Origin of the sequence: Hwanghaeella sp., assembly GCF_965227365.1 — a bacterium.
Taxonomy (GTDB): Bacteria; Pseudomonadota; Alphaproteobacteria; order UBA8366; family Aestuariispiraceae; genus Hwanghaeella.
On record NZ_OZ245754.1, the window covers coordinates 2,983,164 to 3,009,287 of the forward strand.

24 protein-coding genes are annotated in these 26,124 nt (G+C 60.9%); 10 read left to right on the plus strand and 14 right to left on the minus strand.

Annotated elements, in window-relative coordinates:
- Window positions 1-63 precede the first annotated feature (63 nt).
- The gene (locus ACQK2G_RS13625; RefSeq protein ID WP_425405584.1) at window positions 64-1,170 is read right to left on the minus strand and encodes a dimethylsulfoniopropionate demethylase; all 1,107 of its coding nucleotides are present in this window, start codon (window positions 1,168-1,170) and stop codon (window positions 64-66) included.
- 245 nt (window positions 1,171-1,415) lie between these two features.
- Between ACQK2G_RS13625 and ACQK2G_RS13630 the strand changes: the two genes are divergently transcribed.
- On the plus strand, window positions 1,416-1,769 hold the full coding sequence (locus ACQK2G_RS13630) for an ArsR/SmtB family transcription factor (RefSeq protein WP_425405585.1): 354 nt from the start codon (window positions 1,416-1,418) through the stop codon (window positions 1,767-1,769).
- Between the two features lies 1 nt (window position 1,770).
- Entirely contained in the window at window positions 1,771-2,268 is a 498-nt protein-coding gene (locus tag ACQK2G_RS13635) for an arsenate reductase ArsC (RefSeq protein ID WP_425405586.1), read from the plus strand.
- A gap of 4 nt (window positions 2,269-2,272) precedes the next feature.
- On the opposite strand, the gene ACQK2G_RS13640 is transcribed toward ACQK2G_RS13635, so the two are convergent.
- Window positions 2,273-3,322 (minus strand): GlxA family transcriptional regulator, encoded by a 1,050-nt coding sequence (locus ACQK2G_RS13640; RefSeq protein WP_425405587.1) that lies wholly within the window; start codon window positions 3,320-3,322, stop codon window positions 2,273-2,275.
- Window positions 3,323-3,497: 175 nt separating this feature from the next.
- Between ACQK2G_RS13640 and ACQK2G_RS13645 the strand changes: the two genes are divergently transcribed.
- Complete coding sequence (locus tag ACQK2G_RS13645) at window positions 3,498-4,712, plus strand: ATP-binding protein (RefSeq protein WP_425405588.1); 1,215 nt, start codon at window positions 3,498-3,500, stop codon at window positions 4,710-4,712.
- Window positions 4,713-4,748: 36 nt separating this feature from the next.
- Here ACQK2G_RS13645 and ACQK2G_RS13650 read toward each other — a convergent pair whose 3' ends face one another.
- Window positions 4,749-6,278 carry a trimethylamine methyltransferase family protein gene (locus ACQK2G_RS13650; protein ID WP_425405589.1) on the minus strand — a complete coding sequence of 510 codons (1,530 nt, stop codon included), beginning with the start codon at window positions 6,276-6,278 and terminating at the stop codon, window positions 4,749-4,751.
- Between the two features lie 135 nt (window positions 6,279-6,413).
- Window positions 6,414-6,644, minus strand: a complete 231-nt coding sequence (locus tag ACQK2G_RS13655) for a GFA family protein (RefSeq protein WP_425405590.1) — start codon at window positions 6,642-6,644, stop codon at window positions 6,414-6,416.
- Window positions 6,645-6,751: 107 nt separating this feature from the next.
- Here ACQK2G_RS13655 and ACQK2G_RS13660 point away from each other — a divergent pair.
- Window positions 6,752-7,851 (plus strand): IS3 family transposase gene (locus ACQK2G_RS13660; RefSeq protein WP_425404068.1). Its coding sequence is split into 2 segments (ribosomal slippage): window positions 6,752-7,004 and window positions 7,004-7,851, totalling 1,101 coding nucleotides; the frame shifts between segments, so codons are not numbered across the junction.
- A 213-nt stretch (window positions 7,852-8,064) separates the two neighbouring features.
- Here the strand turns inward: ACQK2G_RS13660 and ACQK2G_RS13665 are convergent.
- From ACQK2G_RS13665 to ACQK2G_RS13675, 3 genes are all read right to left on the minus strand, one after another.
- Window positions 8,065-8,907: an isocitrate lyase/PEP mutase family protein gene (locus ACQK2G_RS13665; protein ID WP_425405591.1), complete on the minus strand. Its 843-nt coding sequence runs from the start codon at window positions 8,905-8,907 to the stop codon at window positions 8,065-8,067.
- Window positions 8,908-8,986: 79 nt separating this feature from the next.
- Entirely contained in the window at window positions 8,987-9,907 is a 921-nt protein-coding gene (locus ACQK2G_RS13670) for a DMT family transporter (RefSeq protein WP_425405592.1), read from the minus strand.
- Window positions 9,908-10,042: 135 nt separating this feature from the next.
- The gene (locus ACQK2G_RS13675; protein ID WP_425405593.1) at window positions 10,043-11,632 is read right to left on the minus strand and encodes a caspase family protein; all 1,590 of its coding nucleotides are present in this window, start codon (window positions 11,630-11,632) and stop codon (window positions 10,043-10,045) included.
- 197 nt (window positions 11,633-11,829) lie between these two features.
- Between ACQK2G_RS13675 and arsC the strand changes: the two genes are divergently transcribed.
- The 5 genes from arsC (at window position 11,830) to ACQK2G_RS13700 (ending at window position 16,816) form a co-directional block, all read left to right on the plus strand.
- Window positions 11,830-12,174 (plus strand): arsenate reductase (glutaredoxin), encoded by a 345-nt coding sequence (arsC, locus tag ACQK2G_RS13680; protein ID WP_425405594.1) that lies wholly within the window; start codon window positions 11,830-11,832, stop codon window positions 12,172-12,174.
- A gap of 1 nt (window position 12,175) precedes the next feature.
- On the plus strand, window positions 12,176-12,976 hold the full coding sequence (locus ACQK2G_RS13685) for a crotonase/enoyl-CoA hydratase family protein (protein ID WP_425405595.1): 801 nt from the start codon (window positions 12,176-12,178) through the stop codon (window positions 12,974-12,976).
- A gap of 226 nt (window positions 12,977-13,202) precedes the next feature.
- Window positions 13,203-14,876: a formate--tetrahydrofolate ligase gene (locus ACQK2G_RS13690; protein WP_425405596.1), complete on the plus strand. Its 1,674-nt coding sequence runs from the start codon at window positions 13,203-13,205 to the stop codon at window positions 14,874-14,876.
- 109 nt (window positions 14,877-14,985) lie between these two features.
- Window positions 14,986-15,993: a M23 family metallopeptidase gene (locus tag ACQK2G_RS13695; RefSeq protein ID WP_425405597.1), complete on the plus strand. Its 1,008-nt coding sequence runs from the start codon at window positions 14,986-14,988 to the stop codon at window positions 15,991-15,993.
- A 154-nt stretch (window positions 15,994-16,147) separates the two neighbouring features.
- Window positions 16,148-16,816 carry a GntR family transcriptional regulator gene (locus ACQK2G_RS13700; RefSeq protein WP_425405598.1) on the plus strand — a complete coding sequence of 223 codons (669 nt, stop codon included), beginning with the start codon at window positions 16,148-16,150 and terminating at the stop codon, window positions 16,814-16,816.
- A gap of 39 nt (window positions 16,817-16,855) precedes the next feature.
- On the opposite strand, the gene ACQK2G_RS13705 is transcribed toward ACQK2G_RS13700, so the two are convergent.
- The 6 genes from ACQK2G_RS13705 to ACQK2G_RS13730 form a co-directional block, all read right to left on the minus strand.
- On the minus strand, window positions 16,856-18,115 hold the full coding sequence (locus ACQK2G_RS13705) for a pyridoxal phosphate-dependent decarboxylase family protein (protein WP_425405599.1): 1,260 nt from the start codon (window positions 18,113-18,115) through the stop codon (window positions 16,856-16,858).
- Between the two features lie 51 nt (window positions 18,116-18,166).
- Complete coding sequence (locus ACQK2G_RS13710; protein WP_425405600.1) at window positions 18,167-19,213, minus strand: amino acid ABC transporter permease; 1,047 nt, start codon at window positions 19,211-19,213, stop codon at window positions 18,167-18,169.
- Entirely contained in the window at window positions 19,210-20,430 is a 1,221-nt protein-coding gene (locus ACQK2G_RS13715; protein WP_425405601.1) for an amino acid ABC transporter permease, read from the minus strand. Before ACQK2G_RS13715 ends, ACQK2G_RS13710 begins: the two co-directional genes overlap by 4 nt.
- Before the next feature lie 7 nt (window positions 20,431-20,437).
- Complete coding sequence (locus tag ACQK2G_RS13720; protein ID WP_425405602.1) at window positions 20,438-21,454, minus strand: amino acid ABC transporter substrate-binding protein; 1,017 nt, start codon at window positions 21,452-21,454, stop codon at window positions 20,438-20,440.
- Between the two features lie 325 nt (window positions 21,455-21,779).
- On the minus strand, window positions 21,780-22,736 hold the full coding sequence (locus ACQK2G_RS13725; protein WP_425405603.1) for a cation diffusion facilitator family transporter: 957 nt from the start codon (window positions 22,734-22,736) through the stop codon (window positions 21,780-21,782).
- Window positions 22,737-22,808: 72 nt separating this feature from the next.
- The gene (locus ACQK2G_RS13730; RefSeq protein WP_425405604.1) at window positions 22,809-23,672 is read right to left on the minus strand and encodes a TauD/TfdA dioxygenase family protein; all 864 of its coding nucleotides are present in this window, start codon (window positions 23,670-23,672) and stop codon (window positions 22,809-22,811) included.
- Window positions 23,673-23,919: 247 nt separating this feature from the next.
- On the opposite strand from ACQK2G_RS13730, the gene ACQK2G_RS13735 reads away from it, so the two are divergent.
- A complete protein-coding gene (locus ACQK2G_RS13735; protein ID WP_425405605.1) occupies window positions 23,920-25,005 on the plus strand; it encodes a hypothetical protein in 1,086 nt (361 codons plus the stop codon).
- A 23-nt stretch (window positions 25,006-25,028) separates the two neighbouring features.
- Here ACQK2G_RS13735 and ACQK2G_RS13740 read toward each other — a convergent pair whose 3' ends face one another.
- Entirely contained in the window at window positions 25,029-26,078 is a 1,050-nt protein-coding gene (locus ACQK2G_RS13740; protein ID WP_425405606.1) for a zinc-dependent alcohol dehydrogenase family protein, read from the minus strand.
- Window positions 26,079-26,124 lie beyond the last annotated feature (46 nt).

A 26,124-nucleotide genomic window follows, 5' to 3' on the forward strand; every position in this document is an offset into this window, starting at 1 on the left:
GAATCACCATACCCGAATCGATTCGTTCGCCAAACCCTTTTTCAGAAAGGGTATAAGAGTCAGTCAGTTAAAGCTTTTTTCTCTTATGACGGCCGAACGGGTGCCTTCCGTAGTCTCAACCATGACCTCGTTTCCATCATGCCAATGGCTGCGGTCGATCATGCCGATAGCGACATTCGTCCCGAAATCCGGAGACCAGGCTGAAGAGGTGATCTGACCAATCCGCACGCCATCCGCCATGACCGGCCATTCGCCGGAACAGGGCGTCAGCGCGGGGCCGGAAATCGCCAGGCTGCGGATCATCCTCAGCGGTCCTTGATTGCGTTCACGCAACAACGCCTCGCGGCCGATAGAGGTTTCCGCCGTATCCAGATCGCAGAACTTGCCAAGGCCGCATTCGAACGGCGAATTCTCACGCGTCATGTCGTTGCCGTAGGAAAGCAAACCGGATTCGACCCGTTCGATGATGTTCGGCCCGCCAGCGCGAACGTCGAGGTCTTCACCGGCACTGAACAACGCGTCCCAAATCGGTTCGCCCAGATCGGATCCCTCGACATAGATCTCGAAGCCGCCCTGCTTTGAATAACCGGAACGGGCGATCCGCAATTCGCGCCCAGCGAATTCGAATATGCCGAACCGGAAGAAGCGGACATTGCGAACGGCCTCTCCGAAGACGCGCGCCATCAACGTGTCCGACAGCGGTCCCTGCACGGCCAGCGGCGATACATCCGGCTCGTTCACGTCGACGTCGAAACCCGCCCCCAAGGCCAGCCCCTTCACCCAGAGCAACAGGTCGCTGTCCGCCAACGAGATCCAATATCGGTCGTCCGCGAGCTTCAGGGCCACCGGGTCGTTCAGCATTCCGCCCCGATCGTCCACGACGGGTATGTATCGGCATTGGCCGACATCCATCGACTCCAGGTCCCGCGGGGTCAGCATACGCATCAGGCGTTTCGCGTCCGGCCCGACGATCTCGACCTGGCGTTCACAAGCAACATCCCAGACCTGAACCTTCTGCTTCAGGTGACGGCAATCTTCCTCTGCCGACTGAAACATGGTCGGCAGCCGCATGTGGTTGTAGACGGTGAAGGCCTGCACACCGGCGGCATCGACGCGGCGGCTGAACGGCGTCACGCGCAAACGCCGGGAAAGCGACAAATATGGCGACATCGCAACTACTCCGAAAACTCAGGGCCACAACCGTCTTCGGAGCCATTTGGTCTCTGACGATCGGCGGCAACAAATCGGAGAAATCGCAATTTCTTCAAACCACGGATGCGACATAGGAATTTCGCAGAAGCGACATCCTCCCCTGCCATGCCGGCCAGTTGAGATTTACTTACCGCTATCGAGAAGGTCGGACTGTCATGAAAGGTTCATTTGCTCAATTCAATGATCATTGAAATAAGAGCGTCATGGATACGGAAGCAGCAGTCACAAAACTTGGCGCCCTGGCGCACAGGCACCGATTGAATACGTTCCGACGGCTCATCGAGGCGGGCACGGACGGCGTTTCGGCAGGGGATCTGGCGGCGGAGCTTGGCCTCACCGGGCCGAATATGTCCTTTCATCTCAGACTGCTGGAGAAAGCCGAGCTGATCCGGTCCAGTCGGGACCATCGCAATGTCTTCTATGCCGTCGATGTTGCGGGGATACGCGACTTGATCGGGTTTCTCACCGACGACTGCTGCGGCGGCAGGCCCGAACTCTGCGGCATACAGGCAGCCGCGGTCGAACAACAACCCGATACTTGCAGAAGGACCACCTGAAATGAATGGCCGTCCCTTCAACGTCCTGTTCCTGTGCACCGGAAATTCCGCGCGCAGCATCATGGCCGAGGCGATCCTGAACCGGGAAGGCGTGGGCAAATTCCAAGCCTACAGCGCCGGTAGCCATCCCGCCGGTGAAGTCGACCCCCGGGCGATAACCCTGCTAGAAAAACTCAACCACACCACCAGCAGGTTTCGGTCGAAGTCCTGGGACGAATTCGCCAAGCCGGACGCCCCGAAGATGGATTTCGTCTTCACGGTCTGTGACAGCGCCGCCAAGGAAGTTTGCCCGGTCTGGCCGGGTCAACCGATGTCCGCCCATTGGGGAGTGCCGGACCCGAAGGAGCATCGAGGGTCAGAGGCGGAAATCGCCGCGGCCTTCGGCGACACCTACAGAATGCTGATGAGCCGGATAACGATATTCGTCAATCTGCCGATCGCGTCGCTCGACAGGCTGAGCCTTCAGACACGCTTGGACGAAATCGCCAATACCGACTGAGACGTCACTTGCCGGGTCCCCTGTCCGCGCGCGGGTTCCGGCCGAAGAATTCGCGGTAGCTCTTGGCGAAATGCGAGGCGGACACGAAACCACTGGCCAGCGCGACCTCCAGGATCGGCAAGGCCGTCTGGCGAAGCAGCAGTTGCGCCTTGTGCATGCGCAGCGAGAAATAATACTTCCGCGGCGTTGACCGCAGGTATTTCTGAAACAGGCGCTCCAACTGCCGGGTCGACAGGCGGACCGCGGCGGCGATCTCGTTGCGGTTCAACGGGGTTTCCAGGTTCTCTTCCATCAAGCCGATTGCCGCCAGCAGCTTCGGATGGCTGACCCCGATCCGTGCCCGCAGATCCATCCGCTGATCCTCATGCGGTTGGCGGATCTGCTTGACCAGGAACCAGTCCGTCACCCGGGTCGCGACATTATGGCCGAGCTGCCGTTCGATCAGGTGCAGCATCATATCCATCGCCGCCGTGCCACCGGCACAGGTTACGACCGGACCGTCGATCTCGAACAGTTCGGCTGAGATATCCAAATGCGGAAAATCCTCCCGCAAGCCGTCCGCATGTTCCCAATGGATGGTCGCCTTGCGATTGTCCAGAATCCCCGCTTTCGCGAATATGTAGGACGCCGCCGAAACCCCGATCACCGTAACGCCCCTGCGAACGATGCGACGAAGCCAATTGATCGTATTCGGACAGACCGCGCTTTCCGCATGCAATCCAGCCACGACGACGACCGCATCGAAATCGTCGCCTCCCACCGCCGCGTCGGGCACGACGGTCAATCCGCTACTGCTGTTCACCGGTTTGCCGTCCTCGGAAAGCAGGACCCAATCGAAGACCTTCTTCTCGGTTTGCAAATTGACGGCGCGCAGCGGTTCCAGCGACGAGGCGAATCCCATCAGAGGGAAACTCTCCACCAGTACGAAACCGAATTTCTGCGGCAGTCTTTCGGGCAACGCGTCGAATAGGGTCATGGCACGGCGGGATACGATGGTTGAAACAGTAAAAAACCATAGCGTGCTGACATGGCCGCACAAGCGTATTCGCGACATGCACATGCGTGCCGGGATGCGAGGTAACATACTACACCCGATGGATTAATCGGATTTTAACCAGCGCCGAAGATACTTAAAACCACCGGCACACCGGCCCCTTGCTCCCTCGGCTCGAAAGGTACCGGCAGTTCATCGTTCAGAAAACTCGCTCAGGTAGTTTTGGATTTCGTACATGCACGACCCGCTGGATATCCGCCAACAACGCCTTGAAAAGCCAGCGGCGGAGCTGGTTGCCGAGCTTGAGCAGCTTGAAGACGGGTTGAAAACGCAGTCGCAGCAATTGGCTGAGGAGCGGCTTCGGGCCGCGCTCAGTAATGTTACCGACGGGTTTGCCCTCTACAGGCCGGACGGCAAGCTGGAGATGTGCAACGACGCGTTCCGCATGATGCATGGCTATGGCACGGCGGAAACCACGCCTGGGGTGTCTACATACGACCAACTGGGCAAGATCGATTACGACAATTCCAATTTCAAACGCCTCCCCCTGAACTTCGAGGAACGGCGCGCCCAACTCCAAAAGGACGGGCCCACCGTCGTGCTGCAATATTTGGAGGACCGGGTTCAGGAACGTCGGCAGTCCCTGACGCCGGAAGGCGGCATCGTCAGCATCGTCCGCGATATCACCGAACGGAAACGCCTGGAAGAAGCCCTTCGGCAGGCGAATGAAATGTTGCGCCAGCACAGCCAGGCGAAGACCGCGTTCCTGTCCAACATGGCGCACGAGATTCGAACGCCTATGAACGCCATCCTGGGGTTTGCCGAATCCATGACGGATCATGTTTACGGCGATCTCGGCGATGCGCGCTACGACGAATATGCCAGGATAATCGTCGATAGCGGCCGCCATTTGCTCAGTCTGGTCAATGACGTCCTGGATGTATCGAAGATCGAGGCCGGGGCACTGGAGCTGGAAGAAGCCGAACTGGACCTGCCGCAACTGCTGCAGTCCGTCGTGGCGATGCTGCGCGGGCATGGCGACGAGGCAGGTGTTCACATCGAGTTGGAGTGTGACGACGCCCCCGCCCTGCTTTATGCCGACGAACGGTCCCTTCGGCAGATCCTGATCAATCTTCTGTCCAACGGCATCAAATTCACCCCGGCCGGCGGGTCGGTCACGTTGAGTGCCGCGGTCGACGACGAGGGGCGGCCGCTGCTGCGGGTTGCCGATACCGGCATCGGGATCCCCGACAGCGATCTACAGATGATTTTCGAACCGTTCCGCCAGGCACGGTCCTCACACAATCACGGATGGTCCGGGACAGGATTGGGACTGACCGTGACAAGGTCGCTGGTCCATTCCCATGGCGGGACGATATCGATCGAAAGCACCCCCGGCGAAGGGTCCACGGTGACCGTGCGCCTGCCGGCCCACCGGTTGCGGTCCTGACATCCGGGCTCAGGTCATGCCCGGAGCCGCAGGACTTCAGGGATCGCCGTCGCCGATTTCTTGCCGACGGGTGCGGATAAAAGCGTCCAGCGCTTCGAGCCGGTCGGGTTCCATAGCCGGTTCACTGTAGTCCGCCAGCACCTGCTGCCAGAGTGCCGTCGCCCGTTCCGTGGCGTTTTCGCCACCCGCTTCCTCCCAGGCCTGACTGTTGCGCCAATCGGACAACAAGGGCTGATAGAAAGCCGTTTCGTACCGCGCCATCGTGTGCGGAGAGCCGAAGAAATGCCCGCCCGGCGGCGTCTCCGCAATCGCATCCAGCGCGAGTGCCTCCCTGGACGTGTCGATCGGGCTCAGCAATCCCATCATGTGCTGGACCAGCTCCACGTCCAGGATGATCTTTTCGAAGGACGCCACCAGCCCCCCTTCCAGCCAGCCGACCGCGTGGTAGATCAGATTGCCATGCCCGAAGACGGCCCCGGTCAGGGCCATTTCCGTTTCATAGGCAGCCTGCGCATCGACCGTGTTCGATGCATTGCAGGCACTGGTCCTGTGCGGCAGGCCATACCGCCGGGCAAGCTGCGCGCCCGCCAGGTTCGCCTTCGCGTTTTCCGGTGTGCCGAAAGTCGGCGCGCCGGACCGCATGTCCACATTGGAGGTAAAGGCGCCGTACACCACCGGCGCCCCCGGCCGAACCAATTGCGTCAGCGTGATGCCGAGTAGCGCTTCCGCATTCTGCTGCGCCAGGGCGGCCGCCATCGTCACCGGCGTCATCGCGCCCATCAAGGTGAAGGGGGTGACGATGGTCGCCTGGTTATGCCGGGCCAGCATCATCGCGCCATGGGCCATCTCCTGGTCCAGCTTGCGCGGCGAATTGATGTTGATATTGCCGAGCACGGTGGGATCCCCGGCCAGCGCGTCGACGGACAGACCGCGGACGATCGCCGTCATCTCGATCAGATCGCGGATGCGGCCGCCGCCGATCGGCACACCGCTGACGATCTTGTCGGTCAATGTCAGGGCGGCACGATAGGTGTCCAAGTGACGGTTATTGGGCGGCAGTTCGATGGGCGGCGCGACCTGGTTTCCCATGAAATGAACGCAGTCGAAGCTCTGGGCGAATTTCATCAAGGTTTTGAAATCGCGCATATTGCCCGCGCGCCGCCCCTTGATGCGGTCGTGAACGTTCGGCGCCCCGGAAACGAAACCGAAATTGATGCGGTTGCCGCCGACGGTGATGGCGCGCGCCGGGTTTCTGGGTGTCAGCGTGAAGGAGGACGGCGCCGTCGAGAGCGCCCGGTCGACCAGACCGCGATCCAGCCGGACGATCCCGGTCGTGCTGTCGACCTCGGCCCCCGCCGCAAGGAACAGCGCCTGGACATCCTCTCCCATGACCTCGATGCCCAGGTTTTCGAGGATGTCGAGCGACGCCAGATGGATTGCCTCCACCTGATCCGACGACAGCGGTTCCAGGGGCGGGTAGGGATTGTCGACACGTGTCCAGGGCAGTTGCGGAACCTTTCCCCTGTCCTTTCCCTGCCGTCGCGCCCGTCTTGCCGCTCGCGCCATGATGTCGCCTCCATTCCCGCCGCGCTCGCCAGACCGAGCGCTTGTACCAAGCAAGGACAACCTTGCCCGTCAGCCGGCGGCGAGGTGTATGGAAAACGACCCTTTCTGGCCCGTTAAACGTCGGCAGGGGACCGATCAGTGTTTGTCGATCTGCGGCGCGTCGTCACCAATCTCGTAATAACTGCCCTTGTCGGCGACGAAGATATGCTTTCCGGTCGAGAGACCCGAAGTATCGTCGAGGCAGCCCGCGGCGATGGCGATCCCATCCTCCGCATTCTGTCGGTAGAACAGGCTGGATCCGCAAAACCGGCAAAATCCGCGTTTCGCGAAACTGGAGGAGGCGTACCATTCGAGACCGTCATCCACCAGGATCGAGAGATCCTCGAACCGCGCGTTGGTCGACGCCCAGTGTCCTGAGACCCTGAACTTCCTCCATTTTAGAGTAGAGTCCGTCACCGTGAAGGAGACGGAACATGAAGCGCAGCAGGTTCACTGAAGAGCAGATCATCGGGATATTGAAGGAGCAGGAGGCGGGTGAGCGGACGGCGGACGTTTGCCGCCGGCACGGGATCTCGGAGGCGACGTTCTACAAGTACAAGGCCAAGTTCGGTGGGATGGAGGTTTCCGATGCCCGGCGGCTGAAGGCCTTGGAGGATGAGAACCGCCGTCTGAAGAAGTTGCTCGCCGAGCAGATGCTGGACAACGCCATCCTGAAGGATGTCGCTTCAAAAAAATGGTAACGCCCGGTGCGAAGCGCGATGCGGTTTTGCATGTGCAGGCAGCCTTCGAGGTCAGCCAGCGTCGGGCGTGCAAGGTTCTGGCCGTCGATCGGTCGAGTGTGCGCTATCGGAGCATCCGCCCCGATGACGGCCCTCTTCGGGAGAAGATCCGCGCCGTTGCCTCGGAACGCCGCCGGTTCGGTTACCGCCGCATCCACATCATGCTGCAGCGTCAGGGGATCGAGATGAACCAGAAGAAGCTCCGACGGCTGTATCGGGAAGAGAAGCTACAGGTCCGGCGCCGAGGCGGCCGAAAGCGGGCGCTCGGCACGCGCCGGCCGATGGAGCTGCCCGACCGGCCGAATGACCGTTGGAGCCTGGACTTCCTGAGCGACGCTTTCACCGACGGAAGGCGGTTCCGCATCCTCGCCGTCGTCGATGATTATACCCGCGAGTGCCTGGCGCTGATCGCCGACACGTCGCTGTCGGGTACCAGGCTGGTGCGGGAGCTGGATGCGGTCGTCGCCCGACGCGGCAAGCCCAGGACCGTGGTTTCCGACAACGGCACGGAGATGACCAGTATGGCCGTGCTGAGATGGTGCCAGGAGACCGGCGTGGAATGGCACTACATCGCACCGGGCAAGCCGCAGCAGAACGCCTTCGTGGAAAGCTTCAACGGCAGGTTCCGGGACGAGTGCCTCAACGAGACGCTCTTCACGGAGCTCGGGGAAGCGCGGATCGCCATCAATGCTTGGAAGGAGGACTACAACCGACACAGACCACATTCCTCACTCGGCAACGTCACGCCAAGGGAATACGCATCCAAATGGGTGCTGGAAAACCAAGCCGCATGAGGTCAAAAATCAACCCAAGGACTCGGCGCTAAGCTGGAGGGAACTCGGGTCTCAGGACACCAGATATGCCCGCTGGTTCGGCGGCACTGGCTGCAATGACAAACCGTCACGGTCTCCCTCACCGCCGGAACCTCGAACCTGACCTTTCCGCACTCACATCCACCGGTGATCATTTCAGTCCTCCATCCTGTTGCGCGTAAAGCGCCGGCGCCATCAACTGCGCCGTTCCAAGTGCCCCTGCGACATCAGGGCGCCGATCTCCCTGCCCGGCATGGCCTGCTCCGCATAGGTGAACGTGCCTTGGGTCAGAACCTCCTGCGCGGCGCGCTGCAGCGCGCCCAGGGCCGCGCGGGCAAAAGACCCGCCGACACTGATCCGCCGCACCCCGGCATCGGACAATTCCGCCACGCTATAGGAAGGCCCTTGCAAACCCATGACGACGTTCACCGGTTTATCGACTTCGCGGCAAACCGTCCGGATCGCCTCAATATCCGGCAGACCCGGGGCATAGAGCACGTCCGCCCCCGCTTCGGAAAACGCCTGCAACCGCGCAATCGTGTCTTTCAGGTCCGGGCGGCCCCATAGGAAGTTTTCCGCCCGCGCCGTCAAGACAAAGGGCAGTTCGGCGGAGGCCTGCGCCGACGCGGCGACACGTTCGGCCGCGGCCTCCAACGGGAAGATCGGATTCGCCGGATCGCCCGTCGCGTCTTCGATCGAACCGCCGACGAGCCCCGTTGCCGATGCCATCCGGATCGTCTCCGCACAGATATCGGGCGATGCACCGAACCCATCCTCCAGATCCGCTGAAACCGGCAGGTCCGTCGCCTCGACAATCGACTGCGCATTGGCCAGCAGTTCCGCCCGGCTCAATCCGGCAAAGGAATCGCGTCGGCCGACGGAAAAGGCATATCCGGCGCTGGTCGTCGCAAGAGCCTTAAACCCGAGGGAGCTCAACAGACGGGCGGATCCGGCGTCCCAAGGATTGGGGATCACGAAGGCGCCGTCGCCGTCATGCAGCGCTTTGAACCGGTCGAACTTTTCGCGTGTCGTCGCCATACCCGTCCTCTTTATGCCTTTTCTTGAAAAAGAACATTATGAGAACAAATTAAAGTTGGCAAGTGTGATCGGTCGGTACTCAGCGCTCCAGCGCCGCCAGTTCGGCCTGGGCCGCACGCCGCCGTTGTTTCGACTCGCGGATGGCGATGTAGGTCGCGCTGGCGAAAATCATCAAACCGCCGATCCAGGTGAAGAGGTCGGGAAATTCGCCGAATGCGAGGTACCCGATCGCCGCGGCCCAGATCAGTTTCAGGAAGTCGAGCGGCATCACTTCACTCGTCTCGCCAAGACGCAGCGCCTCCGTCATCGTCAATTGCGCGACGGATCCCATGATCCCGACCCCGGCCAACCAGGCCAATTGCTCCAGGCTCGGCCATTCCCAATAGAAAAGCGCGGGCACCAGGGAAAGCGGGGCCATGATCACGCCCATATAGACGGTGATGGTCAGGCTCGACTCCGTCCGCCCCAGGATTTTGATGACGATCAGAGCGACCGCCCAGAGAGCGGAGGAGAGAAGCACCGCCAGCATCCCAAAATCGACCTCGATGATGCCGGGACGGATGATCACCATGGCGCCGGCGAAACCGATCACGATGGCGGCCCACCGGCGGGCACGCACGACCTCGCCAAGGAAGAAGATCGCCAGGATAGTCACGAAAATGGGCGCGCTGAAGGAAAGTGCCGACACGGTCGCTAGCGACGTTACCGAGAGCGCATAGAAAAAGGCGAACATCGCGCCGATATTGATCACGCCGCGGAGCGTCAACAGGCCCAAGCGGTTGGTTCGCAAAGGCGCGAAACCATAACGCAGGAACAGCGGCAGCAACGCCACAACCCCGAAGAAATTGCGGAAGAAGGCGACCTCGAAAAAGTGCAGTTCCTGCGTGATGTGGCGGACGAGCGCGTGCATCGACGCGAAGGAAACGGTGGCCACCAGCATCCAGGACAAAGCCCGCAGCGTTTGGCGCGGCGCGCGTCCCAAACTATCAGTCGTCGTCAAATATCGGGTCCAATCATAGAGCGGCGCGGCGCAACCGCCGAACGTCCTCCCTATCTGGTACCGCGCGGATGCGGAAATAACGAGGGGGCAGGCGGCACAACAGTTTTGAAGTTCCGGGCCATCAACGGCCGCGCGTTAGTTCGGAATGGCGAGCGGTGCCTCGACCGGTCCGGCCAGTTCCGTCAGTTTCGCGATCAGCCCGTCGACGCCTTGCCGCGCCAGGATGGCCTGAAAATCGTCATGCTGGGTCTTCAGGATACTGACATTGGCAACCAGCGCATCGATGATCACGAAACCGAAGAAGCTGTTATCCTTGCGCCGAATGCGCAGCCCGACCTTCTTCTGATCCGGCCCCGGCTTGCCGAGCCGCAGCTTGACCAGATAGTCGCCGCCATAGGGGCGGACCTGTTCGATCTCGAAACCGCCGGCCCAGGTCTCGCCCGACGTGAAATCATAGACGGACAGGAAAAGTTCGCGGTAAAGCGCCTGATAGTCCTCATACTGTTCCGGCGTCATCTGCTCCCGATATTTGCCCACGACGAAACGGGACATGACATCGAAATCGACGATGAATCCCAGCATGCCGCGAAACTTCTCCAACTTCTCGGCAAGGGGTTGATCCTTCTTGCCGAGAAGAGCGGCGCTGTTCTCGCGCATTTCCGCCATCATCTTCTGGGCCTTTTCGATCGCGGCGCGGGCGGCTTCGTCGTCGGTCATCAAGGCGCGGCTCTGCACCGCTTTCGCAGCGCCGGGTTTCTTCAGTTCGAAGATCCGGTTCTTGGCCAAGGTCCCGAAGATCCCTTCCTCGCCATAGGCATCCAGATAGGCCTGGAAGTCGGACGCGTTGTCGCTGGCCTGAATAGACTGCCAGAAAACGACCTCATCATTCACCGCATTGCCGGTCGATTGCGCCCCTGCGGGCGGCAAGGCCGCCAGTTCGACCCTCTCCGGCTGTCCGTCGATCCCGCCGGCGAAACTAAAGGCGCCGGTCAGGCTGGAACTTTCCCACGGCACCTGTTCGTTACTCGTCCGTTCCATGACGCGAACGCGTACTTGCTTGAACGCTTCCTCCACCGACAGGCCCGGCGTCCGCATGGCACGGGCAAGCGCGAAGGTATAGGGACTGTTGCGCCCTTCGCCATCCGTGGCGACACGGCCCGGCGAGGTCGAATAGGCGATCAGCGTGCCACTGGGCGCGTCCATGCGGGCAAGCCCCTGGTTGACGGCGCGATAGGACGCTTCGAACGGATTGTTTCGGCAGGCGTCCAGAACAACGATGTTCAAGCGATTGCCGGCTTCCTCCATGGCATGGAGAACCGATTCCGCCCGGACGCTTTCGATATCGACATCCTTCTCGCGCTTCACCGTCGCGTCGACGGGCAGCAGATAGTTCGTGCCATTCGCCTGAATGCCGTGGCCGCTATAATAAAAAAGGCCAACCGTATCCGGTCCTTTCGAGACAAGCAGATCGCCGAATTCCAGGACCGCGCGTTTCATGTCCTTTTGATCGAGGTCATGATACTCGAAGACCGTGAAGCCCACGGAGCGCAGGGATTCTGAAATCAGTTGCGCGTCGTTCGCAGGATTCTTCAGCGGACTTGTATTCGTATAGGCGCTGTTTCCGATTACGAGGGCGATCCGCTCCTCCGCCCAAGCAGCGGCGCCGAAAATAGCCAATTGCAAAAAGGCAGCACAGAAGCCCGCGACGAAGACCAGATAACGCATTGCAAAACCACGTGTTATACCGCGAATTCATAGAAAGGTATCAGGGAAGAGCCGTTCTTGACCAGTGATGATCGGCACAGACCGATCTATCGCTGTGCAAATGGAAAAACAGGCGCGACGAACGCTCTATGGCGCATCCTGCCCCAGAACGGTAGAACGCCTGTCGACCACAGACTGCCGGAAATGGGAGGGACGAGTTGACTGTCACCATCTATCACAATCCACGCTGCTCCAAATCGCGCCAGACCCTGGCCCTGCTTCAGGACAAGGGGATAGAGCCGGAAATCGTCGAATATCTGAAGACGCCGCCGAGCGCGGACGAGATCGCCGCCATCCTCAAGAAACTCGGAATCGAGGCGCGTTCCCTGATGCGCACCAAGGAAGCGGTCTACAAGGAACTGGGCCTGGATGCCGTCACGGACGAGAAAGCCCTGATCGCGGCAATGGCCGAGAATCCTGTCCTGATAGAGCGTCCGGTGGTCATCAAGGGATCGAAGGCCGCGCTCGGTCGTCCGCCCGAACAGGTGCTGGAGATTCTCTGAAATGTCCGATCCGGTCCTGTACGAACAAGACGGCCATGTCGCCACCCTGACGCTGAACCGTCCGGATGAGTTGAATGCCTTTTCCGACGAGACGATGGTCGAGGCATTCATCGCGGCAATAGAACGCATCAAGGCGGACGACACTATCCGGGCCGTGGTCCTGACCGGAGCCGGAAAGGCCTTTTCCGCGGGCGGGAATGTCAAACATATGCGCGACAAGACGGATATGTTCGAAGGCGGCCCGGCCGAAATCCGCGATGCCTATTTGCGCGGTGTCCTGCGTGTGCCGCCGTTGTTCTATGGTTTGGACATCCCCGTCATCGCCGCGGTAAACGGCCCCTGTTACGGTGCGGCGGTCGACCTGGTTTGCATGTGCGATATCCGCATTGCCTCCCCCGAAGCCTCGTTCGGACTGCCTTTCGTGAATATCGGCATCGCGCCGGGCGACGGGGCGGCCTGGTTTCTGCCCCGGATCGTCGGCAACGCGGCGGCCGCTGAATTGCTGCTGACGGGCGAACCCGCCAGCGCTGCGAAGGCGAAAGAAATCGGCCTGATCAGCAAGATCCTCCCGCGCCCCGGCATCGTCGCGGAAGCGCAACGCATCGCCCAGCGGATCGCCAGCCGCGCGCCCATTGCGGTCCGTTTCGCAAAACGCCTGATGCGGGAAGGACAGCAACAAACCCTGGCGACGCATCTGGAAATGTGCGCGGCCTATCAGGGCATCGCCCATACCACGCAAGACCATCACGAAGCCCTGGCCGCCTTCTTCGAGAAGCGGGATCCGGTCTTTAACGGAAAATAGCGTTTCCGCGATATTAAGCCCCTGCGCGGACGAGCCTGCTTGCCGCGCAGGGTTTCGAAAGTCGTGCCTGCGGTAAAACTGGTCGCAGGGGCGCAGTCCCCCAATTCTCTTCCCTATAGCGTTCGCACATGGTGGCCCGTGCTCCGCACGGTCAGGCCAGCAGCCGAAATTCAAACATCAAAACAGGCACCGCGAAAAAGCGGAGGCGTGCCGGTAGGGGAAAACAATGGCGAAGTCCGATATCGAAATTGCCCGCGAAGCATCCATGCAGCCGATCACCGAGATCGGCGCGAAGATCGACATTCCGACAGATGCTTTGCTGCAGTTCGGCCCGAGTAAGGCGAAAGTCAGTTTCGACTTTCTGGAAAGCCTTGAGGACAAGCCGGACGGCAAGTTGATCCTGGTCACCGCGATCACCCCGACACCGGCCGGCGAAGGCAAGACGACCACCACGGTGGGTCTTGGCGACGGCCTGAACGCCATCGGCAAAAAGGCGATGATTTGCCTGCGCGAACCCTCGCTTGGTCCCTGTTTCGGGGTCAAGGGCGGCGCTGCCGGCGGCGGCTATGCCCAGGTGGTCCCGATGGAGGATATCAACCTTCACTTCACCGGCGACTTCCATGCGATCACCTCCGCCCACAATCTGCTGTCGGCGCTGATCGACAACCATATCTATTGGGGCAACAGCCTGGGCTTCGACGAACGCCGCATCGCCTGGCGCCGCGTGATGGACATGAACGACCGCGCCTTGCGCGACACGGTCGTTTCCCTGGGCGGCGTCGCGAACGGCTTCCCGCGTCAAACCGGTTTCGACATCACCGTGGCGTCGGAAGTGATGGCGATCTTCTGCCTTGCCAACGGATTGGAAGATTTGCAGCGGCGCCTGGGCGCCATCGTCGTCGGTTATACGCGCGACCGGGAACCGATCTATGCCCGCGACCTGAAGGCTGAAGGCCCGATGACGGTCCTGTTGAAGGACGCGTTGATGCCGAACCTTGTTCAGACGCTGGAAAACAACCCGGCCTTCATCCATGGCGGTCCGTTTGCCAACATCGCCCATGGCTGCAACACCGTCAGTGCGACGAAGGCGGCCCTGAAACTGGTCGACTACACCGTGACGGAAGCGGGCTTCGGCGCCGACCTCGGCGCGGAGAAGTTCTTCGACATCAAATGCCGCAAGGCGGGATTGAGCCCGGACGCGGCGGTCATCGTCGCCACCATCCGCGCGCTGAAAATGCATGGCGGCGTGGCCAAGGACAAACTGGGCGAAGAGAATGTGGACGCGGTGAAAAAGGGCCTGGAGAATCTCGGCCGGCATATCCGCAACGTGGGACAGTTCGGCGTTCCGGCCGTCGTCGCCATCAACCGCTTCACGCTCGACACCGATGCGGAACTGGCCGCGGTTCAGGAATATGTCACCCAGTTCGGCGTCGAAGCCATCGAATGCAACCACTGGGCCGATGGGTCCAAGGGTACGGAAGCCCTCGCCACCAAGGTTGTCGAACTCTGCGAAAACGGCGGCGCGCAATTCCGCACGCTGTATGACGACAACATAGGCCTGTTCCAGAAGATCAACACGATCTGTCGGAACATCTATGGGGCCGAAGAGGCCATCGCCGACAAGAAGGTCCGCGATCAGTTGGCGCAATGGGAAGAAGCCGGTTATGGCCACCTGCCGGTCTGCATGGCGAAGACGCAATACAGCTTCTCAACCGACCCGAACTTGAAGGGCGCACCGACGAACCATGTGGTGCCGGTACGCGAGGTCCGCCTGTCGGCCGGCGCAGAATTCATCGTCGCGATCTGCGGCGAGGTAATGACGATGCCGGGACTGCCGCGCACCCCGGCTGCCAACTCGATCCATCTGGACGAAGCCGGGCTGGTGCAGGGCCTCTTCTAAACCCGATCCAACGCTCGATCCTTCAAACGACAAGACAGAGGCGGCGCGGGCCCAAAGTGCTATATGCACGGGGCTCGCGCCGTTTTTCTTTTTACGCTAGAGATTGAGGATGCAGATCGCCCTGAAAGCGCTGACCGCCTGCCTGCTGGCAATTGTCTTATCGGGTCCCCTTCACGCGCAAACTCCTCCGCCGCTCGACTTCCCGGCCGATTGCCGGATCGGTGCGGACTGCTGGATCCTTTCATTCGTCGACCTGGACAGCGGACCCGGCTATCGGGACCATCGCTGCGGCCCCCGGACCTATGAGGGGCACAAGGGCACTGACATCGCTCTGATCGACGCATTCGATACCGACCAAACCGTCGCCGTTCGTGCTGCGGCGGCGGGTACCGTTGTCGGCGTTCGGGATGGCATGCCGGACAATGATCTTGGCAAAGACATCGCCGGAGAAAAGGGGCGTGAATGCGGCAATGGCGTGCGCATCTCCCATGGCGGTGAGTGGTTTACGCAGTATTGCCATCTGAAACAGGGGAGTATTCAGGTCAAGCCGCAGCAAAGGGTCTCTTCCGGCGCGCTTTTGGGGTTGATTGGAAACTCAGGTAGAAGCGAGACACCGCACCTGCATTTCCGGTTGAGTCGCGACACCCTGGTCGTCGACCCCTTCACGGGGCACAGCGCATCCGAAACGCCCCGTTGCGAGGGCGGTACGCCGATGTGGTCCGATACGGCCCTGACCGCTTTCGGAGACTACGCGCCGACACTGATCCGACATGCGGGGTTTTCCGTCACAACCCCAACTCTCCGCGGAATACAGAAGACGCCGCCACCGACGAACCTGCCGGGCAATCGGTCCGCGCTCTACATCTATACGATCGTCTATGGGGTACCGGAAGGCAGCACCATTCGTTTCTCGGTCTCAGGCCCCGACGGCGGCAACCTGATCAATACGAGCCAGACAATCCCCAGAACCAGGGCACGACAATTCCAGTATGCGGGAAAAAAGGCACCGTCGGGCGGCTGGCCGGCTGGTTTCTATACTGGCGAAGTGCGGGTGGACCTGCCCCCGCCATTCGCGGACGCATCAACCACCAGGACCGTGACCGTCCGGGTAAAATGAGGCGCGGGACCCGGATCTTTTCCCAGGCACGCCACGGCCCTTCGGAGTTGCCGTGACGTGATATGGCGATAAACTGCGCCGCGTGATTTAGGTAGTACTGAAGTTTGTGGCATTATGGGTGCCGCAACCATGCGGCACCATTGGGATTGTAGCTTTGGCAGCGACTGATAAAAACACGGAAATCGTGCGCGGCGCGACGCTGACGGAGCAAGTCTATGCGGAATTGCGTCAGAGGCTATTACAGGGACAATTCAAACCGGGCGAACGCATTACCGCACGCGCCTTGAGCCGGTCCATGGGCGTCAGCCTGACGCCTGCACGGGATGCCATCGCGCGCCTTGTCCGTGAAGGCGCCATCGAAATATCTGAAACACATATGTTTTCGATACCCGTTCTACAGCAGGAACGCTATCGCGCGATCAGCCAGATCCGAATTTCACTGGAACCGATGGCCGCAAAGGTCGCTGTTGAAAAGGCCGGCAAGAGCCTCGCGGACAAACTGGAAAAGCTGAACGAAGCCATGCGCAACGGCATCGAACGCAAGGAGTTCGATGAGTCCCTTCGCTACGATTCCGAGTTTCATTTCAGTCTGTATCATGCCGCCGACAAGCCGGATCTGGAACGCATTATCGACGGGCTATGGGTGCTCACCGGGCCGACCCGCACGAAACTGCCGATCGAATACCGCCAAGGCCTGAACGGCTACAACAACCATGTGAAAATCATTGAGGGGGTCCGTCGCGGCGATGCCGATGCCGTAGCTCAGGTCATCGCCGCAGACATCGCGAACGGGTCGGAGATGATCGCCGTCCTGCTGGACTGACGCGAGCCTCCCCGACCGTTTCAGGTCATTCTCCAAGCATCAATATGTCGCTTCGATGGTAGCCTTTTCGGTGGTCCCGGCCATCACCTTGTCCGTCGCCCAGGCCAGGTCCGCCAGGAATTCCTCTCGCGGCGCCTCGTGCAACAGAGACATCATGGAGTGGAAGCCCTTCGGCTTGCGGGTCAGCCCCGGCAGCCAGCCGCGCTCCGTCATCGTCTCGGCGACAGCGAAAACATCGACGTCGTCACGCGTATAGTTGATGATTGAAAAGTCGGGCTTCGCGACCATCCGATAGCCGAGTTTTTCCACCCCTTCGACATAGGCATCGATCATCGCCGAAAGGTTTCGCGCGACACGGCAATAACCGCTTTCGCCCAAATGATTCAGCACCGCCCAGGAAGCGGCAACCGCGCCGCCGGGCCGGGTTCCGGCAAGAGTGGCGGTGACGAAACGTCCGTTGGGCCAGGCGTCGGCATCGAACTTCGCCCGTTCCAGATCATCGGCATCGCGATAGAAAACGGTCGAGGCCGGCTTGGGACAGAACCCGAATTTGTGCAGATCCGCGGAAATCGATTTCACGCCGGGATAACGGAAGTCGAATGTCGGTGTCGGCCGGCCGATCGTCGTGAACCACGGGGCGAGCCAGCCGCCGACACAGGCGTCCACATGCAGCCAGACACCGGCCTCCAAGGCCAGATCCGACAGATCGTCGATCCGGTCCACCACACCATGCGGGAAGCATGGCGCCGAGCCGACGATCGCGATCGTCCGGTCGTCGATCAAGGGCCGCAGGCTTGCCGCGTAGATACGTTTTCCGTCGCCGACCGGCCCGCGCCGGATTTCGATATCCATCGCGGCTGCTGCCTTGTCGAAACCGGGATGCGCGGTGATGCCCATTACCAGGTTCAGTTTATCCTCGCCCGGCCGAAAGCCCTTTTCTGCGCGCAATTTGTCCCGCGCGGCCTTCAAGGCCAGGAAGATGCTCTCACTGCCGCCGGTAGTGAAGGCGCCTTCCGCGCCTTCCGGCGCGGAGAACAGGGAAAGGCCGTAGTCGAGTATGTCACGCTCCATTCCACCAATACTGTGAAATGCCCGTTTTCCACCCAGGGCGTTCTCGGTGAAGAATTCAAAGAAGGCCTTTTTGCCGATCTCATAGGTTTCTTCATCGGAATAGAACACGAACAGCGGCGTACGGCCTTTTCGCCAATCGATATCGCCGGTGCTGCGGGACATCATCTCGGACTTCAAATCGTCCCAGCCGCGCCCTCCGATCGGAAAGGACTTACGCTGCAGTGTCATTTGATTGCCTCCTCAAGGATCGTTTTCGGACAGCCGCCTGCGCGGCCGAAGTCATTTGGCCCGGGCGCGCGACAGGGTCTTCTCGACACGCCGCCCGTACCAGGAGATTGAGCCGCACATCAGCACGTAGATCAGCGCCGCGAAGGCATAGGCCTCCACGTAGAAGCCGATCCAATTGGGATCCGCGAGCGAGGCTTGCGCCGCGCCGAGCAAATCCATCATCGCGACGATGACGACCAGGGACGTGCCTTTCAGCGCGCCGATGAAGAGATTGACCATGGCCGGCAGCACGGCTTCGAAAGCCTGCGGCAGCACGATCCTGCCGATCAGAACCGGATAGCTGATGCCGAGCGCCTTGGCGGCCTCGAACTGACCCGGCGGGATCGACTGCAAGCCGCCGCGCAGGACTTCGGCCATATAGGCGGCGAAGAACAGGACGATCCCCGCCATCACGCGCCCCAGCCCGTTCGGAGTGAACCCGTCCGGCAGGAAGATCGGCAGCAGGACGGAGGCCATGAACAACACGCTGATCAACGGCACGCCGCGGATCAGTTCGACATAGAGGGTGGCGGCCCAGCGGTGCACCGGATATCCGGAGAACCGCGCCAGCGCGACGGGCACCGCCACGATCAAACCGAAGAAGGTACCAACGACGGTCAACAGAACGGTCAGCGGCAGCCCGCCCCAATAGGAACTCTCGATAAAGCTGAGCCCGAAGATGCCGCCCCACATCAGCAAGGCATAAAGGGCGAGCCCCCCGATCCAGGCGACGACCAGCCATGGCCGCCAGAACCGTGGGTTCAGGGAGACTACAACGAGGGCGATCATGGCGGCGGTTGCCGCGGCGGCGCGCCATTGTTCATCATACGGAAAGCGCCCGAACAGGATCAGCCGCAGCTTGGATCCGATGAAGGCCCAGCACGCACCGCCGCCGGGCGGGCAGCCGTTCATGTCCTGTGCCTGCCAGACGGCGGACACCACGGCCCAATCGATCAGCGGCACGGCGAACAACGCGAACAGCCCGATCGCCAGCAGGTTCAGCGTGATCGTGAGGGGCGACGTCCCGAACAGTCTGAGGGTTTGCGCGGCCAGGGTCATCGTTCCACCAATGCCGCGCGGGCATTCACCCAATTGAGGAAGGCTGCGGTCAGCAGGCTCAGCGTCAGATAAATCGCCATGATGATGGTGATGCACTCGATCGCCTGACTGGTCTCGGCCAGCGTAATGTTCGCGACCCGGACGATTTCCGGATAACCAATGGCGACGGCCAGCGAGCTTTCCTTGGTCAGGTTCAGGTAGGAATTCGCCATCGGCGGAATGATGATCCGCAGCGCCAGCGGCAGCACGATCATCCGCATCACTTGGCCCTTGGAAAGGCCCAGCGCCAAGCCCGCCTCGGACTGCCCTTTTGGCACGCTTTGAATGCCGGCTCGGAAAATCTCCGCATTGAAGGCCGCGGTATAAACAGTCAAGCCGAGCAGCATCGCCGCGAATTCCGGCGAAATATCCATGCCGCCGCGGAAGTTGAACCCTTTCAGCGCGGGTACGTCCCAGGTCAGAGGCGCCCCGAAAGCCAGAAAGACCAGGATCGGCGGCAGGACCAGCGCGATGGCGGCCCGCCGGAAGGTCGGTCTGGTCCGCCCTTCCCTCAACAGGGCCCGCCGGTCCAGTTTCACGACCGCGACGGCCAGGGCGATGCCCAGCAAGGCCGCGAGCCCGATCCATGGATGTGACGGGTCCGGCTCAGGAAATGGCAGGTAGAGCCCACGGTTGGTCAGGAAAATACCGTCGATGGGCGAGAAGGCCTGGCGGACGCTCGGCAGGCTCTTGGTCAGGAAAGTGTGCCAGAAGATCAACTGCAGCAGCAGCGGCACGTTGCGCACGAGTTCCACATATCCGCGGCACAGCCGCGACAAGGCCGGACTGGCCGAGAGTTGTCCCAGCGCGATGAACAGGCCGAGCACGGTAGAAAGAACGATGCCCAGAACGGCGACCTTGACCGTATTCAACACCCCGACAGCGAAAGCCCGCAGATAGGTGTCGCCGGCACGGTACGGAATGATCGTTTCGCCCAATTCAAAGGGCGCGGCCTCCAGCAGGAAGCTGTAGCCGGACTTCACGGCGAGCCGGGATAGGTTCTCCTCCGCGGTTCGCCAGACGACGACGGCCAATATGGCCACGACGATCAGGAAAACCGCTTGCGAGACGAAACCGCGCGTCTTCACGATATTGCGGATACGCGCCCCCAGACTTCCGGGAGATGGACGGCGCGCGCCTCGCTCGGCGCGCGCCTCCATTTGCGTCGGTTCCGTCACCGAGAACTCACTGCCAGCCGGGAGCGGTCAGCGCGCCCCCCATGCTGAAGGGCGCGTTCATGCCGCGGCTGACTTTCAGGATCGACCCCTGACCCAGGTTACGTTCGTAGAACTCACCATAGTTCCCGACCGCCTTGATCACGGAGACCATGAAATCGTTCGGCAAGCCCATATCCGCCCCAATGGTCTCTTCCACGCCCAGGAAACGGCGAACGACCGGGTCCTGCGAGGTCTTCACCATCTCGTCGACATTCTCGCTGGTGATGCCCAATTCCTCGGCCGTCACCATGCCCCAATGGATCCATTGCAGCGCTTCCCGGAATTTCGGATTGCCTTCCAGAATGACCGGCGCCTCAAAGGATTTGGCGATGATGTTCTCAAGGATAACATGCCCGTCCGGGTTTTCCGAACGCGAGCGCCGGATCGCGAGGTAGGGCGGCTCCATTGTCACCGCATCGCAGCGATTATCGAAATACATCGAGAACATCTGGTCCGAGTTCTCCGCCGCGACCGGCGAGAAGCTGATACCGTGCGCCTTGAACCATTCGGCGAGATACCGTTCCGTCACCGTCCCGGAGAGAACGCAGATCGTCGCGCCGTCCAGCTCGGTCGCGTCCTTCACACCGGTTTCGGCATGAACCATGAAACCCTGACCGGTCAGGTGGTTCGGCCCGATGAAGTCGAAGCCCAGCGTGGTCTCGCGCGATGTCGTCATGGTAACACTGCGGGACAGCAGATCGATCTCACCGGATTCGAGAACCGGAAACTTGTTGGCCCCGGTCGTTGACACGAACTTGATCTTGTTCACATCGCCCAGGATTCCGGCGGCCGCAGCCTTGCAGAAATCCACATCGAAACCGGACCATTCGCCCTTGTCGTTCAGAAACCCGACCCCCGGGAGATAATCGAGGGTGCCGCAAATCAGCTCCCCCCTCTCCTTGATCGTGTCGAGCAAGTCGGCCTGCGCGCTGGCCGTTGACGCGGCCAGAAACGCCGCGGACGCAAATACGAGTCTTTTTAACATCCTGTCTACCCCTGTTCTTGTGTTGTCGCCCCTGAGTGAGTTCTGCACTCGTTGAATTCCGCGTCGCCCCTCCGGATCAGCCCGGGCGCCGACGCCGCTTCACTTTGTTTTCACAACTGTAACACCAAAAATGTCATATGATATATCATTTTTTCAAAGAAAGATTTTCGCTGACAGCCGAACGCGCTCCAAATCCCCTAATCTCAACGCCTTGCGGTCATCCCGCCCCCTTTCCGGCTCGTTCCGGAAACGCCGAACGGTGCGAGAAATTCATCCTGCGTGGCTGCCGAAGACGTTGTCGCGCGCGTCTCGGCAGTCACAGCGATTATGGAGCACCATGCGCCGCGCCCTTCCCTTTCGCGCCCCTCTCCCGGCGGAAATCCGGTGAGTTCAACAGGACCCGGACCCGGTTGATCGACGGCATGACCGTTCGGATACGATCCTCGATCGCGTCAAGGGCCTGTTCGATCTCCGACGTGCTGAGGTCCTCGGAAAGATCGAGATCCGCATCGACCAGTACTTCGGAAGCACCGGCATAGATCGCCGCAAGGCTGTTGACCGCGTCGACCATCGGATCGGCGAGGATCGCGTTGCGGAGCGTCTCCACGTCCTCGCGCGGCAAGGAACGCCCCGTGATCAACGCCCTTGCCTGAGCCATGAGCAGAATCGATCCCGCCGCCATGCACACCGCGGCGAAAAGCGCGCCAAGTGCGTCGAAAACAACGATTTCCAACGTGCTGTAAAGAATGAGGGCCGCCAAGCCGACCAAACTGGTAAAGGTTCCGATAACGTCGCGAAAAAACGCGCCTTTGACCAACGGTTCATCGAACCGCCGAAAAATCGCCTTGAGCCCGCATCCCGGAAACCCCAGTTTGCGGGCGCTCAATACAACGGCATAGCTGTTGGTGAAGACAGCAAGAACGAGGACAGCGACGGCAAGAAGCGGCGTGTCCAGGGGTTGGGGGTCGAGAAGCTGCTGCATCCCGCGCCACGCGCTCAAACCCGCACCGAGGACCAGCATGGCCCCGGCCGACAAAAGGCCCCAGAAAAAGGCCTCGCGGGCATAGCCCAGGGGATGTGCGGCATCGCGCGGTTTGGCGGCACGACGTTCGCCGAGAACCAGCAAGCCGGACCCGATTCCGTCAGCCACCCCCTGCGCCATTTCGCTGAAGACGACGGCGCTGCCCGTCAGCAGGGCGACGATCAAGTTGGTGAGAATGTCGAGCAGATCCACCAGGAAAGACACCATGATGACCCGGCGCGCGGGCAGATCCTTGCTCATGGCGAAGAGACTCTCCTTTCGGCCCGGATCAACGCGACCTGGATCCGGCCAATGCAGGCAGGCTACCTTGCGTTAAAGCGTCACGCCCCGGCGTTCCCCGACCACGCGGGTCTGGCGCAACAAGCGGCGCCAGCGATCGGCATCATAGCCGGTGCCGCGATGCAGGACACACCGATTGTCCCAGATCACCGTCTCACCGACAGCCCAGGGATGGGAATAGATATTGTCCGGTACCGTGGCGAAGGCGTTCAACTCATCCAACAGTTTGCGGCTTTCAATTCCGCTCCAACCGCTGACCGATCGGGCATGCGAACCGGTGTAGTAGTTCTTTTTCCCATTCCGCGGATTTGTCAGCACCAGGGGATGGCGGATCGGCGGCAACGACGCCCCATGGTTCAGGTCGATCTTTACGGTCTGGGTTCGTGAAAAGACATAATCGTGAATCACTTCAAGCGTTTCGATGCGGGTCTTCATTTCGTCCGGCAGTTTCTCATAAGCCGCACGCGCACTGACGAATTCCGTCGCCCCTCCCTCTCCCGGCACTTCATGCGGTTGGGTAATGGTCACGTAGGTCGGTACGAGCCGGAAGGAACTGTCGGAATGCCAGAGGTTGTTGCCGGTCTGATGCTTGGTGGAGACATGGGCATTGCCGCGTTTCTCCCCGTCATCGCCGATATTCCCGATGGTGCCGAAATAGGTTTCCTCTCCTGTTTTGCCGAGCGCCACATGCTCGACTTCCGGCTCCCCCAAAAGGCGCGTGAAGGCCAGCAGCTCTTCGTCCGGAAGGTCCTGTTCCGGGAAACACAGGAAGGAATAAGTGTCGATTGCCTCATGGACGAAGGCGACCTCGTCCGCCGTCATTTCACCGCCCAGCGTCAGGCCCGTGATCCGCGCGCCAAACTCCGGATGCAGCTTTTCTATTCCGACATTATCCATTTCCGTTTCCCCACTTCATGCGTTTGATCGAAGCTTAGCCGATCCCGGGATCGGAAGAAGGGAAAACTGTCGTGCCTGGCAGGCGATATTCCCGACCGAGACGCGCCGTGGGCCACTCGCCGTTTTAAGGGAATGCCGTCCTGATCGAGGGATCCCGGGCAAACCGGAGCACCGAAATGAGAGCAATCCGGGCCTGAGCGGGGTTCTTCCGCTGTTGTCCTGGCGCGACTCTTGCGACAGTGCCGCTATGGCACAGCATGAGCAACTTCTGCGCTGGTTCCTGGGCTTTCAGGCCTTCGTTCAATCGCGCGAGGAATTCAGACCGCTGGCCGGCGCCGTAACCGCGCCGCCGGACACGGTGATGCATCCCGAGGCCTTTCGGCTGATCCATGTCCGGGGGGCGGTCCACACCATCTATTCTCCGCAGTCGGAGGACATGGCCGTCCGGGCGGTAGACGCCTATATCCGGGAGGCTTTCGGCGTAACGAACCCGATTGCAAACGTGCCGGCGCAAGCCCTCGCGCATGTCGCCGAGATGCAGGATCAGGGATACAGCATTCTCCCGAATCTCGATTCCGCCAAATTGGCCGCCATGGCCGATCATTTCCGGTCACGGCCGGTCTATGAACAATCCTCCAACGCGTCCGGTCCGGCACTCTCCCTGACCGAGGCCGAGAGCAAACTGAACATCGGACACTTCGGCGAACAGGATGTCGTCAACTGCCCTCACCTGCTGGAACTGGCGACCGACCCGTTTCATCTGGGGATTGCCCAGCAGTTTCTTGGCACCGTGCCCCAGGTCATCACCTGTGCCGCCTGGTGGAGCTTTGCCCAGGCGGACCAGGCACGGGACGCACAATTGTTTCACCTGGATCTGGACGACTATCGTTTTTTCAAGCTGTTCTTCTATCTCACCGATGTGGATGAGGAGGCCGGGCCGCATGTCTATGTGCCCACCACGCATCGGGCCGACACATTGATCCGGGCGCGGCAGGCGGCCTCGTCACCCGAAGCGTTCGACGGCTGGCTGGGCACCCTGCGCAAAAGCGACGAGGATGTGAAGGCCGCCTTCGGCATCGAACCGGTGCATCTGACCGGCAAGGCAGGCACCAGTTTCATTGCCTGCACGCGCGGCATTCACAAGGGGTTGCTGCCCAAATCCAGGAACCGCCTGATCTGCCAGATCGCTTATGGCATCACGCCGCAGCGTGTGTCCGAGAACCTGCCGGTCACCCTGTCACCCGAGACGACGCCAAATCTACCGGCAGGGTTGCTCGAACCGCCGTTAGACTATGTTCTGAACCTGTACCTGCGCCCGCCTCCCCAGGCTTAGCGATCCGAAGGCGTCGGCTGCCGTCAGTTGAGCGCCATGTCGATCACGGTCACGCCGGCGGGTTGCCCGGTATCCATTTCAGCCAGCGCATCGCCGGCTTTGGAAAGGGGAATCGTTCGCGTAACCATCTTGCCGGGATCCATCCGTCCCGCCGTGATCATGTCGAGCAAGGGTGCGAATTCGGCTGCACTCAGCCCGCGCATGCCGTGAATGGTCAATTGCCGCGCATAGATCAGTTCCAGCAGCGGCAGTTCCACCACCGCGTGACGACCAACCGGCATCCCGACCTGAATATGCCGCCCCAACTTGCGCAAGGAGCGCAGGGAATTCTCGAAGGTCGTCTGAGTTCCAAGCCCGTCGATCGAGACATGGGCACCGCCGCCGGTCAGTTCCCTGACAGCCTCCCCCACATCATTCAACCCGGTGACATTCAGGGTTTCATTCGCGCCCAGTTCCTTGGCCATTTTCAAGGCATCGTCGGAAATATCGACCGCGAGAATCCGCGCGCCCAAGGCCGCCGCGATCATCGTCGCCGATAGACCGATCCCGCCACTGCCATGGATCACCAGCCACTCACCCGGCGACAAAGCGGCCCTGTCGGTCAATGCCCGCCACGACGTCGTCACACGGCATCCCATACCGGCCGCGGCCACGTAGTCCAATTCGTCCGGCAAGTGCACCAGATTGAAGTCGGCATTCGAGATGGCGACCTTCTCCGCATAGGCGCCCCAGAAGGTGAAACCGATCACCTGCTGTTGGTCGCAGATCGTCGAATTCCCCGACTGGCAATCCCGGCAATGGCCGCATCCCAGTACAAAGGGCGCGGTCACCCGATCACCCGGCTTGAAGCCATGGCATTCCGGCCCGACCTCGATGACCTCACCGGCGAATTCGTGGCCCATGACATGCGGCAGGACGACATTGGGATTGTGTCCCTTCCATCCGTGATGATCCGATCGGCATACGCCGCAGGCACGCACGGCGACGATCACGCCATCCACGGGGCATTCTGGATCGGGAACGGTTTGGACCGTAATAGGGCCGCCGAACTCTTCAAGATATGCCGCTTTCATGCCCTGATCCTCCGCTGCCTGTAGACTGATTTGTTCAAGCCCAAGC

What these genes read in the sequence shown, in the direction of transcription:
- ACQK2G_RS13625 (WP_425405584.1), bottom strand. Translation starts at nt 1,170, where the DNA reads ATGTCGCCATATTTGTCGCTTTCCCGGCGTTTGCGCGTGACGCCGTTC.
- ACQK2G_RS13630 (WP_425405585.1), top strand. Translation starts at nt 1,416, where the DNA reads ATGGATACGGAAGCAGCAGTCACAAAACTTGGCGCCCTGGCGCACAGG.
- ACQK2G_RS13635 (WP_425405586.1), top strand. Translation starts at nt 1,771, where the DNA reads ATGAATGGCCGTCCCTTCAACGTCCTGTTCCTGTGCACCGGAAATTCC.
- ACQK2G_RS13640 (WP_425405587.1), bottom strand. Translation starts at nt 3,322, where the DNA reads ATGTCGCGAATACGCTTGTGCGGCCATGTCAGCACGCTATGGTTTTTT.
- ACQK2G_RS13645 (WP_425405588.1), top strand. Translation starts at nt 3,498, where the DNA reads ATGCACGACCCGCTGGATATCCGCCAACAACGCCTTGAAAAGCCAGCG.
- ACQK2G_RS13650 (WP_425405589.1), bottom strand. Translation starts at nt 6,278, where the DNA reads ATGGCGCGAGCGGCAAGACGGGCGCGACGGCAGGGAAAGGACAGGGGA.
- ACQK2G_RS13665 (WP_425405591.1), bottom strand. Translation starts at nt 8,907, where the DNA reads ATGGCGACGACACGCGAAAAGTTCGACCGGTTCAAAGCGCTGCATGAC.
- ACQK2G_RS13675 (WP_425405593.1), bottom strand. Translation starts at nt 11,632, where the DNA reads ATGCGTTATCTGGTCTTCGTCGCGGGCTTCTGTGCTGCCTTTTTGCAA.
- ACQK2G_RS13685 (WP_425405595.1), top strand. Translation starts at nt 12,176, where the DNA reads ATGTCCGATCCGGTCCTGTACGAACAAGACGGCCATGTCGCCACCCTG.
- ACQK2G_RS13690 (WP_425405596.1), top strand. Translation starts at nt 13,203, where the DNA reads ATGGCGAAGTCCGATATCGAAATTGCCCGCGAAGCATCCATGCAGCCG.
- ACQK2G_RS13695 (WP_425405597.1), top strand. Translation starts at nt 14,986, where the DNA reads ATGCAGATCGCCCTGAAAGCGCTGACCGCCTGCCTGCTGGCAATTGTC.
- ACQK2G_RS13705 (WP_425405599.1), bottom strand. Translation starts at nt 18,115, where the DNA reads ATGACACTGCAGCGTAAGTCCTTTCCGATCGGAGGGCGCGGCTGGGAC.
- ACQK2G_RS13710 (WP_425405600.1), bottom strand. Translation starts at nt 19,213, where the DNA reads ATGACCCTGGCCGCGCAAACCCTCAGACTGTTCGGGACGTCGCCCCTC.
- ACQK2G_RS13720 (WP_425405602.1), bottom strand. Translation starts at nt 21,454, where the DNA reads ATGTTAAAAAGACTCGTATTTGCGTCCGCGGCGTTTCTGGCCGCGTCA.
- ACQK2G_RS13725 (WP_425405603.1), bottom strand. Translation starts at nt 22,736, where the DNA reads ATGAGCAAGGATCTGCCCGCGCGCCGGGTCATCATGGTGTCTTTCCTG.
- ACQK2G_RS13730 (WP_425405604.1), bottom strand. Translation starts at nt 23,672, where the DNA reads ATGGATAATGTCGGAATAGAAAAGCTGCATCCGGAGTTTGGCGCGCGG.
- ACQK2G_RS13735 (WP_425405605.1), top strand. Translation starts at nt 23,920, where the DNA reads ATGGCACAGCATGAGCAACTTCTGCGCTGGTTCCTGGGCTTTCAGGCC.
- ACQK2G_RS13740 (WP_425405606.1), bottom strand. Translation starts at nt 26,078, where the DNA reads ATGAAAGCGGCATATCTTGAAGAGTTCGGCGGCCCTATTACGGTCCAA.